13 protein-coding genes are annotated in these 16,619 nt (G+C 38.9%); 6 read left to right on the top strand and 7 right to left on the bottom strand.

The window, feature by feature from the left end:
- Positions 1-18: 18 nt before the first annotated feature.
- Positions 19-507, bottom strand: a complete 489-nt coding sequence (locus tag ACQKMI_RS05750; RefSeq protein ID WP_427487704.1) for a DUF4183 domain-containing protein — start codon at positions 505-507, stop codon at positions 19-21.
- Between the two features lie 533 nt (positions 508-1,040).
- On the opposite strand from ACQKMI_RS05750, the gene ACQKMI_RS05745 reads away from it, so the two are divergent.
- A complete protein-coding gene (locus ACQKMI_RS05745; protein WP_427487974.1) occupies positions 1,041-4,652 on the top strand; it encodes a dynamin family protein in 3,612 nt (1,203 codons plus the stop codon).
- Positions 4,653-4,662: 10 nt separating this feature from the next.
- Positions 4,663-5,472: a sulfurtransferase gene (locus ACQKMI_RS05740; protein WP_427487703.1), complete on the top strand. Its 810-nt coding sequence runs from the start codon at positions 4,663-4,665 to the stop codon at positions 5,470-5,472.
- 5 nt (positions 5,473-5,477) lie between these two features.
- On the opposite strand, the gene ACQKMI_RS05735 is transcribed toward ACQKMI_RS05740, so the two are convergent.
- Positions 5,478-6,029, bottom strand: coding sequence for a hypothetical protein (locus ACQKMI_RS05735; RefSeq protein WP_427487702.1), 552 nt, complete (start codon positions 6,027-6,029; stop codon positions 5,478-5,480).
- Positions 6,030-6,330: 301 nt separating this feature from the next.
- Here ACQKMI_RS05735 and ACQKMI_RS05730 point away from each other — a divergent pair, with 301 nt between their 5' ends.
- Positions 6,331-7,161: an MBL fold metallo-hydrolase gene (locus ACQKMI_RS05730; protein ID WP_427487701.1), complete on the top strand. Its 831-nt coding sequence runs from the start codon at positions 6,331-6,333 to the stop codon at positions 7,159-7,161.
- Positions 7,162-7,598: 437 nt separating this feature from the next.
- The gene (locus tag ACQKMI_RS05725) at positions 7,599-8,801 is read left to right on the top strand and encodes an NAD(P)-dependent malic enzyme (protein WP_427487700.1); all 1,203 of its coding nucleotides are present in this window, start codon (positions 7,599-7,601) and stop codon (positions 8,799-8,801) included.
- 61 nt (positions 8,802-8,862) lie between these two features.
- On the opposite strand, the gene ACQKMI_RS05720 is transcribed toward ACQKMI_RS05725, so the two are convergent.
- From ACQKMI_RS05720 to gdhA, 3 genes are all read right to left on the bottom strand, one after another.
- A complete protein-coding gene (locus tag ACQKMI_RS05720) occupies positions 8,863-9,516 on the bottom strand; it encodes a YIP1 family protein (protein ID WP_427487699.1) in 654 nt (217 codons plus the stop codon).
- Between the two features lie 168 nt (positions 9,517-9,684).
- Positions 9,685-10,371 carry a phosphoribosylaminoimidazolesuccinocarboxamide synthase gene (locus tag ACQKMI_RS05715; RefSeq protein WP_197144151.1) on the bottom strand — a complete coding sequence of 229 codons (687 nt, stop codon included), beginning with the start codon at positions 10,369-10,371 and terminating at the stop codon, positions 9,685-9,687.
- Between the two features lie 173 nt (positions 10,372-10,544).
- On the bottom strand, positions 10,545-11,918 hold the full coding sequence (gene gdhA / locus ACQKMI_RS05710; protein WP_427487698.1) for an NADP-specific glutamate dehydrogenase: 1,374 nt from the start codon (positions 11,916-11,918) through the stop codon (positions 10,545-10,547).
- 187 nt (positions 11,919-12,105) lie between these two features.
- On the opposite strand from gdhA, the gene ACQKMI_RS05705 reads away from it, so the two are divergent.
- Together ACQKMI_RS05705 and ACQKMI_RS05700 are read left to right on the top strand one after the other, a co-directional pair.
- Entirely contained in the window at positions 12,106-12,579 is a 474-nt protein-coding gene (locus ACQKMI_RS05705) for a YaiI/YqxD family protein (protein WP_427487697.1), read from the top strand.
- Positions 12,569-13,909 carry a D-serine ammonia-lyase gene (locus ACQKMI_RS05700; RefSeq protein WP_427487696.1) on the top strand — a complete coding sequence of 447 codons (1,341 nt, stop codon included), beginning with the start codon at positions 12,569-12,571 and terminating at the stop codon, positions 13,907-13,909. Before ACQKMI_RS05705 ends, ACQKMI_RS05700 begins: the two co-directional genes overlap by 11 nt.
- Before the next feature lie 208 nt (positions 13,910-14,117).
- On the opposite strand, the gene ACQKMI_RS05695 is transcribed toward ACQKMI_RS05700, so the two are convergent.
- Complete coding sequence (locus ACQKMI_RS05695; RefSeq protein WP_427487695.1) at positions 14,118-15,191, bottom strand: LLM class flavin-dependent oxidoreductase; 1,074 nt, start codon at positions 15,189-15,191, stop codon at positions 14,118-14,120.
- 22 nt (positions 15,192-15,213) lie between these two features.
- The gene (locus ACQKMI_RS05690; protein WP_427487973.1) at positions 15,214-16,392 is read right to left on the bottom strand and encodes an MFS transporter; all 1,179 of its coding nucleotides are present in this window, start codon (positions 16,390-16,392) and stop codon (positions 15,214-15,216) included.
- Positions 16,393-16,619: the final 227 nt, after the last annotated feature.

Here is a 16,619-nt window from a genome sequence, read left to right as displayed (position 1 = left end):
CCCTTTCAGGTTTGATTCTTACTTTATAGAAAAACCTATTGATTCTATGATGATGGGAGTACCTTTATAAATTGTTGAATTATTTGGACTCAAGGTTAAGGAGGTTGGAGTTAAAGTATAAATCCCACCTTCCTGTATTACGGCATTGATATAAAGATTAACGTAGCCATTCGGATTAAAAATGATAAATTCAGTTACTAGGTTTCCACTATCATCCCAAAATTGGCTAGCAGGTAGAGTTGCCCCATTCGTCAAATCAATATCTGATGTAACAATATAGAAATATCTATTTACTGTTGGAATGATATTTCCACTAGGTTCAACGACAGGGGGAGGGTCTACCGAAGGAATGGTACTAGCTTTTATACGAGGCCACATAAACCGATCTTCACACGCACATTCACATTCTTGCTCGATTTTTCGGTGATTCCTAAAGTTCACCATATTTTTATCACTCCATTTAATTATTGTTACCCCCAGTATCTTTGTTGCTTTTATTTCTCTCAATTGGTATGCCAATAGCACACCTAACTTGTTTAAAACTTTATTTTCCTTACCTTAAAATATGAAGAAAATTATTATTTGCATAGTTGCACATCCATATTGAAATAGAATCATCCTCCCCTATTAATAATGAGCCTAAATAATGCTTTATTTTTTTGGTTAAACAGGACGATATGGATGAATATGGCGTCTGAAACCCTTATATATATGCTTTTTAAAGTAAATTAGTGTTATACTTTGCTTGTCGAATAAGGTAGAATACTAATTATGAACAATTTATGTTCATTCAGAAAAACTCCCATCTCTGAAGATGGTGAGAGGAATGCTTATGTGGTTTCTTTCCAGCACCACTAAAATAGAGGAACTCAGTCTAAGAACGCCGCGTCCTGTGGCAACGACAGAGTGACCAACATCGTGTTGGCCTAAAGCCTCCGGCGGATGTCATGGGTTTCTAGGAGTGAATTGTGCTCACACAATTCAAAATCCGGACGCAATTACGCCAAGGAGAAATTATTAATAAAGGGGTTACTGGTTTTATGAAAGATTTTGAACAACAGTTGGAGGCGCTATTAAAGCAAGCTTCGTTACAATACATAATTTATCAGCATAATGGTGATACAGAGCGTATGGATAAGACATCACTTTTTGCACGTAAAATACAGCAAAAAGAATATGTTATTGGCTTTGCAGGCCATTTCTCTGCTGGTAAGTCGAGTATGATTAACGCCCTATCTGGTGAAGATTTACTTGCGGCAAGCCCTATTCCAACGAGTGCTAATATCGTAAAAGTCCATAAATCAGAAGAAGACTTTGCGATTGTCTATATGCATAATGAAAAGCCTGTAAAATTCGAAGCAGGCTATGATTTTAAAACAGTTAAAGAGCTTAGTAAAAATGGGGATCTAGTGTCACAGATTGAAATTGGTCATAGTACATCGACATTACCACTAGGCGTCACTGTTATGGATACGCCAGGTGTTGACTCGACAGATGATGCACACCGCATGTCAACAGATTCAGCTCTTCATATTGCTGATATCGTATTTTATACAATGGACTATAATCACGTGCAATCCGAATTGAATTTTCAATTTACAAAGCAATTAATGAAGTACAATCCAAACGTTTATTTAATCGTTAACATGATTGATAAGCATAATGAAAATGAATTAAGCTTCGAGGAATTTAAAGCAACAGTTCACAATTCCTTTGAGGCATGGGGTGTAGTACCAAAAGGCGTATTTTTCACTTCATTAAGAGAGCCTGAGCACCCTTATAACGATTTTCAGGTCGTAAAGAAAATCGTTATGGATAGTATGAACGATTGGCAGGATCAGCTTGTACAAACTGCATCAAATACACTGCGTTTATTACAAAGTGAGCATGACAATTATTTAATGGAAGAAAGACAAGATCGTTTAGACATCGATGAAGATGTATTAAGTGCCGATGACTGGGCAAACCATAAAGATATTTTAGAGCAGTACAATAAGCTAAATCGTCAAGTTGAATTGTTCTCAGTTGAGGCATGGAATGAAACGTTCGAAGAGCAACGTAAAGAGCTACTTGCGAATGCATCCATTATGCCAGCCGATTTACGTGATAAATTACGTCTGTATTTAGAGAGTCAGCAGGAGGGCTTCAAAGTAGGGGGCTTATTTACTGCTAAGAAAAAAACAGAGGAAGAGCGTAACCGCCGTAAAGAGGATTCCTATAGTGCCTATCAAAATGTTGTGCACGCACAAATCACTGGACATTTAAAAGGGCTAATGAAAAAGGTGTTAAAGGATGTTGGTGCGTTAAATGAAGAACGTGCAACGGCTATTGATGCCTACGTCTTTGACTTACCATTCTCGCTTATTGAGCAGCAGGTACAAGTTGGTGCTATATTAACTGGAGATGCCGTTCTAAACTTCGCAAACCGTGTTGCAGAGGCAACAAAACGCTACTTCATCAATGAAACAGATAATTGGAAGGATGCACAGGCAACAACTTTAGAAGCGGTGGCTACCGAAACAGCTGCTCCATCTAAATTAAAAATGGCTGGGATGCAAGAGAAAGTTGACGCCATTCAAGCAGTGCTTGAAATCGAGGGCTATCAGCAATATAGTGCAAGTATTATGCACCAGGCAAGCAATGAAATACGTAAAATAGCAAATCAACAGCTGACAAATTGGGATCATGCCTTTAAGCAAGATTTAGCAGATATTCGATTATTTGATGAATCGATGTTAAAACCAAAAGAGGAAGCGAACCTACAGGAAGAGGCACAGCAAGTAGTTAGTGCAACAAGTCTTCCTATTGAGGGTGTAGTGAAGCGTGCACTTCACACGGCAACGGCTGTAAAAGATGTACAAGGCTTTGCGGAAGTAGCAACTTACTTAGAAAATAAAGTAGAACGATTACAGAAAAAGGACTTCACAATCGCACTTTTCGGTGCATTTAGTGCAGGGAAATCCTCGTTCTCTAATGCGTTAATGGGTGCTAAGGTTTTACCTGTATCACCAAACCCGACGACAGCGGCTATTAATAAAATTCGTCCTGTGACACCAGAACATCCGCATGAAACAGCAGATGTACTGTTAAAGACAGCTGATCAAATGTTAGAGGATATTCAAGCTTCATACGCAGCGATTGGTCTATCGGTTTCTTCTTTAGAAGAGGCATTTAATCGTGCAGATGAGGGACTTGCGGTGCAACTATCAGACGAACGCTTAAATGTGCATAAATCATTTATTCGTGCATATAAAGAAGGATTCCCATCATTTAAGTCTGAGCTTGGAAAAGTATTACGTGTAAACCGTGAAGAGTTCGAAAAATTTGTTGCGCAGGAAAATAAATCATGCTTTGTCGATAATATTGATTTCTATTATGATAGTCCGTTAACACGCATGGGTGTGACACTTGTTGACACACCAGGGGCAGATTCTATTAATGCGCGTCATACAGGTGTGGCATTTGAATATATTCGTAATGCTGATGCAATCTTGTTTATTACTTATTATAATCATGCTTTTGCTAAAGCTGACCGCGAGTTTTTAATCCAGCTTGGTCGTGTGAAGGATGCCTTCGAACTTGATAAGATGTTCTTTATCGTCAATGCGATTGATTTAGCGACAACAGAAGAAGAACAGGAAGATGTAAAAGGCTATGTACGTTCAGAATTACAACGCTTTGGCATTCGCTTCCCTCGACTTTACGGTGTGTCAAGCCTATTGGCATTAAAGGAAAAGGTAGAGGGTGCTAATTTAACATCTGGTATGCCACCTTTCGAAGATGCTTTCCACACATTCTTAAATGATGAATTAAGTGCATTGGCTGTCCAGGCACTTGCAGAGGAAGTCGATAAAACGGAGCAACGTTTAGGTGACTTAATTGAGCAAACAGAAGAGAACTTAAAGCGTAAGGATGAGCGTTTAGAGGAATTAACAACTCTTGAACAGCATGTGAAATCGAAGTTCAGTTCGCTTAATACAAGTATGGTAGAAAGTGAAACGAAGCAAGAGCTTGATGAATTGCTGTATTATGTTCTTCAGCGTGTGTTTTATCGTTACCCAGAGTTCTTTAAGGAAGGCTACAATCCGTCAACATTTGCAGCAATGCCGGTTCAGCAAGCATTAGAGCATGCTTTAAAGGAAGTAATGCAAAGTTTACGATTTGACTTTACACAAGAAATGCGTGTAACAAACTTCCGTTTATCACAGTTTATTAGTAAGAAAATGCAACTGCGCTTTAAAGATGAAGTACGTGAGCTTAAAGAATTTAATCGCAGCTTCTCATTCTTAGCGTTTGAATCTTCTGAGCCAGATTTACTTGATTTTGAAGGACCGTTTACAGATATCACTAAATATTCAGGTGTGAAATCACATTTCCGCAATCAAAAGGCATTCTTTGAGAAAAATGAAAAAGTGAAGCTAAGTGAGGCGCTAGAGGTCTTAACAAAACCAGATGCGCAAAATTATTTAGATTCACAGAAAGTATCTCTTATGGCATGGGCGATTACCTATATTGCTGAGGAAGCGGAGAAATTACGCCTGCATATTTACCATCAGGCACTTGAACAAATTGCAACAGAAAGACTTGCACTTCAGGAAGAAAGCCGTTTAGCTTCTTGGAAAGCTATTTATGCTCAATTACAATACGCATGAGGTGATTCATTTGGGAAAAGTATTCAAATCAGTTGAGGAAATTCAGTTTGATGAAGTCCGTTTCATAGATGCTCGCTTTGATTTACAAAACAAAGAGGTGGGTAACAAAGTATTTGAAGAAGGCCATGCACCTGGAGCGATTCATATCGATCTAGAGCAGGATTTATCAGATATGGGGTCCAGCGATGGTCGCCATCCTATGCCGAATAAGGAAAAGCTATCGGCAGTATTTCAAGGATTAGGATTAAACTATGAAGATCAAATTGTCGTTTACGATCAAGGAGCTGCTCCATTTGCACCACGTGCTTGGTGGATGCTGACTTATGCGGGCTTTCCAAATGTAGTAATTTTGAATGGTGGCGCACCTGCACTTGAGGAAAAAATACCTTTCACAAAAGACATTGTCAAATATCCACCGACTACGATTGAATTTGTTTGGCGAGATGAACTATATGCTCCGCGTGAAGCAGTGAAAGCTATTGTAGATGGAGAAGTTGGTGCAACGTTGTTAGATGCACGTGCCGCAGCTCGCTACCGTGGTGAAATGGAGCCTCTTGATATAGTAGCTGGACATATTCCGACTGCGAAAAACTTTGACTGGGAGCAATTAAAGTCAGATGGTCATTTGCGAGCGAGTGATGCGTTACGTAGCAAGGTTGCTCGCGACGAACACGTTGTGGTGTACTGCGGCAGCGGTGTTACAGCATCACCATTGTATGCAGTGCTAGCAGATGAAGGCTACGAAAATATTCAACTGTATGTAGGTAGCTATAGTGACTGGATTACCCAATATGATGTTGAAAAAGGGACAAATGAATAAATGATTCAAAAAGAAACGCTCACTTTGGTGGGCGTTTTTTTTGCTTTTATTGGAGTGGAAAGGGTAGCACGTTTGAAGCGACGGAAAGTATGGTCAGAGCGACGGAAAAAAGAGCTGAAGCGACGGATAGAAAGGCAAGAGTGACGGAAAGAAGAGCTAAGGTGACGGATAGAAATCAGGGCGACGGAAAAAAAGAGCTGAAGCGACGGATAGAAAGGTAAGAGTGACGGAAAGAAGAGCAAAGGTGACGGATAGAAATCAGGGCGACGGAAAGAAGAGATAAAGCGACGGATAGAAAGGCAAGAGCGACGGAAAGAAGAGATGAAGCGACGGATAGAGAAGCCAAAATCGTGGATAGCCCCGCCAAAATCGTGGATAGAACCGTCAAAGTCGTGGATAGCCCCGCCAAAATCGTGGATAGAACCGTCAAAGTCGTGGATAGCCCCGCCCAAATCGTGGATAGCCCCGCCAAAATCGTGGATAGAACCGTTAAAGTCGTGGATAGCCCCGCCCAAATCGTGGATAGAACCGTCAAAATGATGGATAGCCCCGCCCAAATCGTGGATAGCCCCACCAAAATCGTGGAGAAAACAGCCAAAGCGACCAATTATGAATCAATATATGTGGATTGTACCCTCTACTACAGTAAGTAGGACTTTTCTAATGAATCTAGAATACGATGCAATGATCTCTCTATTAATAGTAGGAGCTGTTTTAATAGCAATCATTTAATTTTCGTTTATTTTAATTGCATCATTTGACAAAGGATATTATAGCAACAATTCGAGTTATGATGTATTCATAAAATGACTGGGAATTCATTTTATGCTACACTTTTTTTACAAAGGGGGAGAAAGGATGTTTAAACGAGAGAAAAGTATAGAAATTCAACAAAATCGTGATGTGCAATGCGCTCACGGGAAAGTGGCAGTTCAGGGGATTGGCATGAGTGTTTATAGCTTTTTTGTGGATGGGTTATTAATTGATACAGGCTCATACTCACTTTCGCAGGAGTTCCAATCCTTTTTTAACGAATTACCGATCGAACAATTGGCGCTCACTCATTCTCATGAGGATCATTCAGGAAATGCAGCGTGGATTCAGGAGTATAAGGGGGTACCTATTTATATTCATCATGATTCGGTGAGCCTTTGTGCACAGGATGGGGTGTATCCTTTTTATCGACAGGCATTATGGGATGAGCGACCAGCGTTTATTGCACAACCGTTAGGCGATACATTACAAACGAAATCAGCAACTTGGGATGTTATTGAAACGCCAGGACATACGACCGATCATGTATCATTTTATAATCGAGAAACAGGTGCTATGTTTACAGGTGATTTGTATATACAGACGAAAACTAAGGTTGTCCTTGATGAAGAAAATATCGTACATACCTTAGCGTCTTTGAAAAAAATAATAAACTATGATTTCGAGGAAGTATATTGCTGTCATGCAGGCTTTATAGCAGATGGTCGAGCGAAAATACTAGAAAAAATTGCTTATTTAGAAGAGATGGAGGGGAATATAAGGCAATTATTTTATAAAGGTTATTCGGTAGAAGAAATAACAAAATCAATCTTTTCTCGTGATTACCCGATTGCAAAAGTATCAGGAGAACAGTGGTCTTCCAAGCATATTATCACTGCTTTTATTAATCAATTTACGCAAGAGTCCTTGAAATAAGGGCTCTTTTTTGTTGATTAACGTAACACTGCTAAAGGAATCAGGAAAGTAGAAATAAAAAAGAACACTTTAGGAAGTATAATAAAAAACTTTGTGAAAAAATGTGGAGAAAATGTGACGAAACTAGGTGGAATAATGGATGCGCTTACATTAGTTTGTGAAAAATTTCTCATTTACATAAGAAAAATACTATGTGAAAAGTTGAACAGGTTAAATGCCGGTAATTGTACAATTATTGAGAAGCTAACGGATGTGAAAATTATATTAAAATAATTGATTGTGAAGTTAATAACTTGACAAAAAAGTTGTGTGGTCGATTGAAAATGGCGCTATTTCGAAGAATAAATAAAATTGACAGAAAATTCATTGACTTTACTTTCACAAAGTATTATGATTCTGAAATATATAATAATTCGAAAAGAAAAGGATGGGATTGAATGGACATTATGAAAAAGGCTTTAGAAATGCACGAGTATTATAGTGGGAAATTAGAGGTGATTTCTAAAGTACCTGTGCAAGATTCATATGATCTAAGTCTTGCGTATTCACCGGGGGTAGCTGCGCCTTGCGTAGAAATCGAAAGAAATCCATCGCTTGTTTACGACTATACAATGAAGGGAAATATGGTGGCGGTTGTTTCAGATGGTACTGCGGTATTAGGATTAGGCGATATCGGTCCGAAGGCGGCATTACCGGTTATGGAGGGGAAGGCCATTTTATTAAAACGCTTTGCTAATGTTGATGCTTTTCCTATTTGCTTAGATACGAAGAGTACGGATGAGATTGTCAGCATTGTGAAGGCACTTGCTCCAACTTTTGGTGCTGTAAACTTAGAAGATATTTCAGCGCCAAGATGCTTTGAAATTGAAGATCGTCTGCGCCAAGAATGTGATATTCCTGTATTTCATGACGACCAGCATGGAACAGCGATTGTAGTAGGTGCAGGGATGATTAATGCTAATCGTATTGTGAAGAAAGATGTGGCAACGATGAAGGTTGTGATTAATGGTGCAGGAGCAGCGGGAATTGCTATTTTGCGTATACTTGTGCAAATGGGCTATAAAAATATTTATATGTGCGATACAAAGGGACTCATCTATGAGGGTCGCGCTGAAGGTATGAATCCAATTAAAGAAACGGTTGCCCATTTGACAAATCCCCAAAAAATACATGGTACATTGGAGGATGCCATTAAAGGGGCTGATGTCTTTATCGGTGTATCGGTTGCCAATTTATTAACAGAAGCACATATTGCTTCAATGAATGAAGATCCGGTCGTGTTTGCACTAGCGAATCCAAATCCTGAAATTACGTATGAAAACGCCAAGGCATGGGGTGTGCGTATTATGGGGACAGGACGTTCAGATTATCCAAACCAAATTAACAATGTACTTGCTTTCCCTGGTATTTTCCGTGGGGCATTGGATGTCCGAGCAACAGATATTAATGAAGCGATGAAGATAGCCGCAGTGGAAGCGATAGCCGCTCTTGTAAGTGATGAGGAATTAACCGAGGAATATATTGTACCGAAATCATTAGATGAGCGGGTTGTTGAAATTGTTTCGCAAGCTGTAAGTGGTGCAGCTGTTGAGTCAGGTGTGTCGGAGCTATTCCAACAAAATACAGTGCTTTCAGTTTAATATTTACTTATACAGGTGAACCTAAAAAAATCTCCCGCTCTCATAGAGAGGGGAGATTTTTTTACATCATTCCGATGAAAATACCGAAAATTAAAAAGAGAACAATCATAAGAATGATGAATAGTATAACGAAAATAATTGTTGGAATTAAGAGTGTTAAGAAGGCCATCCAATTTGGTATTTGATGTGCCTCTGCAACAATTCCTACTGTAATAACGATGGACCAAATTACAACCACAATTGTTAATAAAATTGCTAGCCAAAAAAACCAAGGGTAAGGTCCAGCGAAATCAGGATTCATTAAAGACTCAGGTGATGTAAATAACCAAATTAAATAAAAAGGAATAAGTACTATAAATGGGATAGCAGTTAAACTTAGCCCTTTGAATAAGTGTGAGTAAGTGCCTGTTCCTTTAAAAAGTTTACCGAACAGCCAAGTGATGAGTGCAGAAAAAGCCGTACCAATTATCCCTGAAATCGGAGCTGCAATAACACAAAAAATGACGATAAACCAAGGAGACCAGTCTGACAAAAATGTACTATCAATAAGGTCTGAAAGTGTAACACCTAGATAACCAATTGACATGAGAAGAATCGCAAAACCTATTGATTTTTCTTCTATCATGTAACGGGTTGTTCGCTTCGGATGCAACCAAATAGACAAAAATGGATTAACCTTTGGCCTTTCTTGTGTTGTTTCATTATAGTTATCCATCAAATTACCTCCAAAATAATAGTGAAAATTTATGCGTATAATAAGTATACGGGATGACCCAATGAAAAGTTTCAAAAAAATCATTTTAGTAACAAAAAGAGCCGCAAGAAAGCGACTCTTTTGATTACTCGTATCTAGTAAGACATAGAAATTAATAGAATGGATTTTTTATTCAGCTAACATAATTTTTTCAAGCTCTAATGGTTCTATGTATTGTTCTCCTTTGTAAGCGCGCATATTACCACCTGAAATTTCATCTATTAATAAAATTTCATTTGTTTGAGCATCTCGGCCAAATTCTAATTTAATATCGTAAAGGGTTAACCCTTTTTTGGCAAGTTCTGCAGCAACAAATTTAGCAATTTCAATTGTACGTTGTTTTAAAATTGCATATTCTTCGTGTGTTAGCAGGTCTAACATTGCTAAAGCATCTTCAGAAATAGGAGGATCTAGTCGATCATCATCTTTGATGGTAACTTCTACAAAAGAATCTAAGTCTTGTCCCTCTTTCACGTAAGCACCATAGCGACGTAGGAAAGATCCTACGGCCTTGAAGCGGCAAATGACCTCTAAACCTTTACCGAAAACAGTTGCAGGTTTTACCGTCATAGTTGCATCGTTGAAGTTTGCATCAACATAGTGAGTAGGAACACCTTGTTCGTTTAGTTTTGAGTAGAAATAAGAAGTTAAGCGAAGACCAGCCAAACCAGCACCGTCGATTGTTAAACCAACAGTATTAGCACCTGGGTCGAATACGCCGTTTTCACCAGTTACATCATCTTTAAATTTTAATAAGTAATGACCATCTTCTAACTTGAACACATTTTTCGTTTTACCTGTATACAATAATTCCACAAAAAACCCTCCAATATGTTGTAGTACTTTATTATTATAACACGAATGTTTTAATTGTTTAATAGTAAAATTGTTCGTTTTAATATAATTTTTATGTGTGTTTTAACTCTTTTTTTATTAAAAAATAAGATGATAACGAATATTCGTTATCATCTTAAGGTGAATTGAAGTTGTTAATATACGCCTTCTGCTAGCATACCATCAGCAACTTTTACGAAGCCAGCGATGTTCGCGCCAACTACAAGGTTCCCATGGTAACCATATTTTTCAGCAGCCGCTTTACTATCTGCGTAAATATTTTTCATAATTTCGTGTAATTTAGCATCTACTTTTTCAAATGACCAGAATACGCGGCTAGAATCTTGTGCCATTTCAAGAGCAGATACAGCAACACCACCAGCATTAGCCGCTTTTGCAGGACCGAATAATACGCCCGCATTTAAGAATTCGTTAATTGCTTCTAAATCTGATGGCATGTTTGCACCTTCACCAATAGCTTTTACGCCGTTTTCAATTAAAGTACGAGCCGATTCGCCATTAATTTCATTTTGAGTAGCACATGGAAGCGCGATGTCACAAGGGATCGTCCAGATACCCGTGCAGCCTTCAGTAAATGTAGCATTTGGACGATAGTTTAAGTAAGTGGAGATACGATCACCTTTTACTTCTTTAATTTCTTTAATTGCATCAAGGTCTAAACCTTCTGGGTCGTAAATATAGCCTGAAGAGTCTGAGCAAGCAACAACTTTTGCACCATAGGCCTGTGCTTTTTCAATTGCATAAGTTGAAACGTTACCAGAGCCAGAAACTACAACTGTTTTACCCTCGAATGAATCGTTGGCATCTTTTAGCATTTCATTTACAAAATAAACAGTACCATAACCAGTTGCCTCTTTACGAGCTAAAGAGCCACCATAGCCAGGAATTTTACCAGTTAATACACCAGATTCACTTGCTTTTGTTATACGCTTATATTGGCCCCATAAATAGCCGACTTCACGAGCACCAACACCGATATCACCTGCTGGAACATCGACATCTGGACCAATATGGCGGTATAATTCAGTCATGAATGCTTGACAGAAACGCATGATTTCCGAATCTGACTTACCTTTAGGATCGAAGTTTGAACCACCTTTACCACCACCGATTGGTTGGCCTGTTAAAGCATTTTTAAAGATTTGTTCAAAGCCTAAGAATTTGATAATTGATTCATTTACGGAAGGGTGGAAGCGAAGACCGCCTTTGTATGGCCCCATTACGTTACTGTATTGCACGCGGTAACCACGGTTTACTTGAACTTGGTTGTTATCATCTTGCCAAGCAACACGGAAGGAAATGATTCGATCTGGCTCAACGATACGAGATAAGATATTGGCTTTTATATATTCAGGGTGTTGTGCAAATACAGGCACTAATGAAATGAAAACTTCCTCAGCTGCTTGTAAGAACTCCGCTTGATAACTATTTTGTTTTTTTAGTTGCTCGAATACGCCATCAACGTACTCTTTTGCTAATTGTTCGTTGCTTACAGTTGTAGTTGTCATAGTAAAAAACCTCCAGATATTTGATATTTGTATCGTATATCTATTTTTCGCACTATTCAATAAAATACTTTTTTAAACAGTCTAAAGTTTGTGAAAAATTGAACAAGTGGAGTTAGAAAAATATTATATTAAAATAACAACGATGTGGTTGATCTATCTAATTATGAGAAAGGAATGATGCTTTATTGTGAAGGTTTTAATTGACGCTGATGCTTGTCCAGTCGTGGATTTGGCACTATCTATATCATCTGAGTTTGAGATTGAAACAATCTTGTTTTGCGATACATCCCACCGTGTTGAACGTGATAATGTAATAACAATTATTGTTCCTAAGGGTCCAGATTCGGTTGATTTTACGCTAGTGAATGCGCTTTCAAAGCATGATATTGTCATTACACAGGATTACGGATTAGCAGCTATGGTTTTGGCAAGGGGAGGTTATCCAATCGATCAAAATGGACGAGAGATGTCCAATGAAAATATCGAACGTTTGCTCGATATGCGCCATGTAGGACAAAAAATTAGACGTGCTGGTGGACGTACGAGAGGACCAAAAAAACGAACACAAGAAAACAATATTTCGTTCGAATTGAAATTTCGACAAATTTGTGAACGAGCAATTTTAGCTAAAAAAATGGAGGAATCTAAAGGTGAAAGATGAACTAAAACACGAACTATTTAATCGATTCCCAAGATTAGAAGAGCTAGCAAATCATGATACTGTGCTTTGGGAAAATACAAATCGAAAAAAAAGGGGGGAAACCAATCTTTTTTCAATGGAAGAGGTTGAGGAGGCAGAAGAAACACTTAAACGCTTTTCTTCTTATTTGACTGTAGCATTTCCTGAGCTTTTGGAAAGTAAAGGACTTATTGAATCATCTATACAAGACATATCTTTGATAAAGAAAGCTCTTGAAAAGGAATTTGATGTTTTAATACCAGGTCAATTGATCTTAAAATGTGATCATACATTGCCAATTTCAGGCTCTATTAAAGCTCGTGGTGGTATTTTTGAAGTATTAAGGCATGCAGAGCGGCTTGCGATCGCTAGTGGCAAACTAACAAAAGAGGACAATTATGCAGTGTTGGCAACAAAGGATTTTCAATCATTCTTCCAGCAATACACAATTGCCGTAGGTTCGACAGGTAATCTAGGATTAAGTATCGGCATTATGGGCAAAAAACTCGGCTTTAATGTCGTTGTACATATGTCGAGTGATGCAAAAGAGTGGAAAAAAGCATTGCTGCGTGAAAAAGGTGCGACAGTTATTGAATATGAAGCTGATTATAGCGTTGCAGTAGAACAAGGGCGTCGAGAAGCTGAACAAGACCCTATGTGCCATTTTATTGATGATGAGAATTCGAAGGACTTATTTGCTGGCTATGCAGTGGCGGCGAAGCGTTTAAAAGCACAGTTTGAAAAGACGAATATTACTGTGGATGAAGCCCATCCATTGTTCGTTTATTTGCCGTGTGGTGTAGGTGGTGGACCAGGCGGTGTTGCGTACGGCATTCGTGAAATTTTTGGAGAACATGCTCATATTTTCTTCGCTGAGCCTGTAGCCTCCCCTTGTATGACAATTGGCTTAATGACAGGTTTACATGACGCCATCAGTGTAGAAGATATTGGTCTTGATAATAAAACAGAAGCAGATGGTCTTGCTGTTGGTCGTGCTTCTAAATTCGTTGGGAACGTAATGGAAACTTATATTAGTGGCTGTTATACAGTGAAAGATGAAGAATTATTTATTTCGCTCGGTTTAGCGATGGATTCGGAAGGTCTATTTTTAGAGCCATCTGCGCATGCAGGGATGTTCGGACCGATTCAGTTAATGAAAAATGGACAAAGTTATTTAGAAGAGCATGATTTAATTGATAAGATGGAGCAAGCTACCCATCTTGTATGGGCAACAGGTGGAAGTATGGTGCCGGTGGAAATGCGTGAGGAATATATGGCAAAGGTAGTGCAAGTAGCAAGGATTGATGATTAAGGTATTTAATAAGAAAACGCAAGAATGCTATCGGAATTAACATTCTTGCGTTTATTACTTTTACAAAATTGATTTGAAATCATTGAAAGTGTATTTGCTCATTGAGAGTTATTTATATAAATAGTCCAGTGGGAGTATGCCTGACTTAATTCTGGCAAAACTCGGTTATTGATCGTCATATAAATTCTTCCTGTTAAATTATGATATCTTAAAAAAATGGATGTCCTTCTAGTGCCATTTTCGCCTCCCATTTGGCAACTTCCTCACGTACACGAGGAGCAACTTTTGTTCCGAGCAATTCTATAGCTTGCATAACTTGATCATGTGGCATCGTACTTAATGGTACGTACAGCATAAAACGTGTAATCCCTACGACTTTACGAAGATGGATGATTTTTTCAGCAACTGTATCTGGATCACCTACATATAACGCCCCTTCGAAACTTCGGGCAGCATCATAGCTTGAGCGATCGTAATATCGCCATCCCCGTTCTTTGCCCAATTTATTCATGCCCGCCTTTGTTGATGGGAAAAACGTATCTGCTGCCCATTCGGTATTCGGGCCAACAAAACCTATTGAATGCGATCCCACCTGAAGTTTTGATAGATCATGCCCTGCTTGAGCAGCTGCCTTTTTATAGAGCTGTACGATAGGTGCAAACTGCATTGGACTGCCACCGATGATTGCTAGCATAAGTGGTAATCCTAAAAGTCCAGCACGGATGGCAGATTGTTGATTTCCTCCACTACCAACCCATATTGGTAAGGAGTTTTGAACAGGTTTTGGATATACACCTAAATTATTGATTGCTGGTCGATGTCTACCTTCCCATACTACTTTTTCTGACTCGCGAATTTTGAGGAGTAAGTCCAAATGTTCCTCAAATAGTTCATCATAATCATTTAAATTGTAGCCAAACAAGGGGAAGGATTCGATAAAGGAACCCCGACCTGCCATAATCTCAGCACGTCCGTTTGATAGTCCATCTAATGTGGAAAAATCCTGAAAGACACGTACAGGATCAGCTGAAGATAGAACTGTTACTGCACTTGTAAGCCGAATCTTTTTTGTTTGTGGAGCTGCAGCAGACAGCACCATTGCTGGAGAGGATCCAGCATAATCTTCTCGATGGTGTTCACCAACACCAAACACATCTAGCCCCACTTGATCTGCAAGAATGATTTCTTCAACCACTTCACGCAAACGTTGTGCATGACTAATCACTTCACCACTATGAACATCTGGTTTTGTTTCTACAAAAGAGGTAATTCCTATTTCCATTTGTTATCTCTCCTAATCAAATCTAATATTTTGTAAACAGTTTAGTCGTAACCCAAAAAATAAGAGCAATTGCACTGATTAAAGCTCCGAGGAAACAAACCCCTTCCCAACCAAAGTGTGCATACATCTGTGTAGAAGCGATTGAGCCGCCAGCACTGCCGATGGAATAAAACATCATATATCCAGCAGTAAGTCGACTCCGTGCCTCTGTACGTAATGGAAGAATCATCGTCTGATTAGTGACATGTACTGCCTGTACGGCCAAATCAAGCAACACAATACCTACAATTAATGCCAATAACGACTGTTCTAAATAGTTGATAAACAACCATGAAATGAGTAATAGAACTAAAGCGATACCTGTCGTTCTTTGTCCGTAACCTCGATCGGCCAGTTTCCCGGCCTGTGTTGCAGCTAGTGCACCAGCCACTCCAACGAGACCGAATGCGCCAATTACACTATGTGAAAGAGCTAATGGTGGCGCACTAAGTGGCAGAACAAGTGAAGTCCACAAAATACTGAAATCAGCAAAAATTAGCATGGCTAGAACTGAGCGGATGCGTAATGTTCTTTCTTGCATAAACAGAGTGAACACGGACTTAATTAGCTGATGATAGGGGAGTGATTTTACTTCGCGCTCCACCTTTGGTAACACCTTCAGAAACATACAAACCATTACAAGCATGAGGGCGGCAGAGACTAGATAGACGGAACGCCATCCTGTAAGGTCTGTTAATAGACCAGCAAAGGTTCGAGCGAGAAGAATGCCAATGACGATCCCGCTTGTAACAATACCAACAACACGTCCACGTTCTGTAGGGGAAGCCATAGTTGCTGCAAACGCCACAAGTGTCTGTGTCACAACTGCAAGTAGACCTACTAAGGCCATACCTGTAAAAAGTACTACACTAGAAGAAGCAGTACTAACTATAACCAAAGCCGTTGTGGATAATAGCATCTGTCCGATAATCAAGTGTCGTTGGTTTAGTAAATCTCCAAGAGGCACCAGAAGTAATAAGCCCAACCCATAAAAGATCTGCGTGATGGTAATTACAACACCTATTGTCGAGTGATCAATGTTAAATTCATTAGACAATTGATCAAGTAACGGCTGTGCGAAATAAATATTGGCGACAGACATTCCACAGGCTGTTGCGAATAATAAAGTTACAGTTCTAGACATAGAAGGTTGTAGATTCATCACAGAAGCATCCACTTCTGGCCTCAGATCATTGTCCACAACATATCCTCCGTTCAATATTAGATTTTAATTATAACATACCGTTCGGTACAATATAATTATTGGTAAATATATCTTAGTGTTGTTTATAATGTCAAGTGTTTATTTAAAATTACTTTACTCCGTATTTACCTAACACAATGAAAATTGACAATAAAAGCAGCTGATTATACAATATTTACATACTG

Source organism: Lysinibacillus sp. NPDC097214, from assembly GCF_050277945.1.
In the GTDB taxonomy this organism is placed as follows: Bacteria; Bacillota; Bacilli; order Bacillales_A; family Planococcaceae; genus Lysinibacillus; species Lysinibacillus xylanilyticus_B.
Note: the sequence above shows the minus strand (reverse complement) of the source record. Positions and strands in the feature narration are given on the sequence as shown.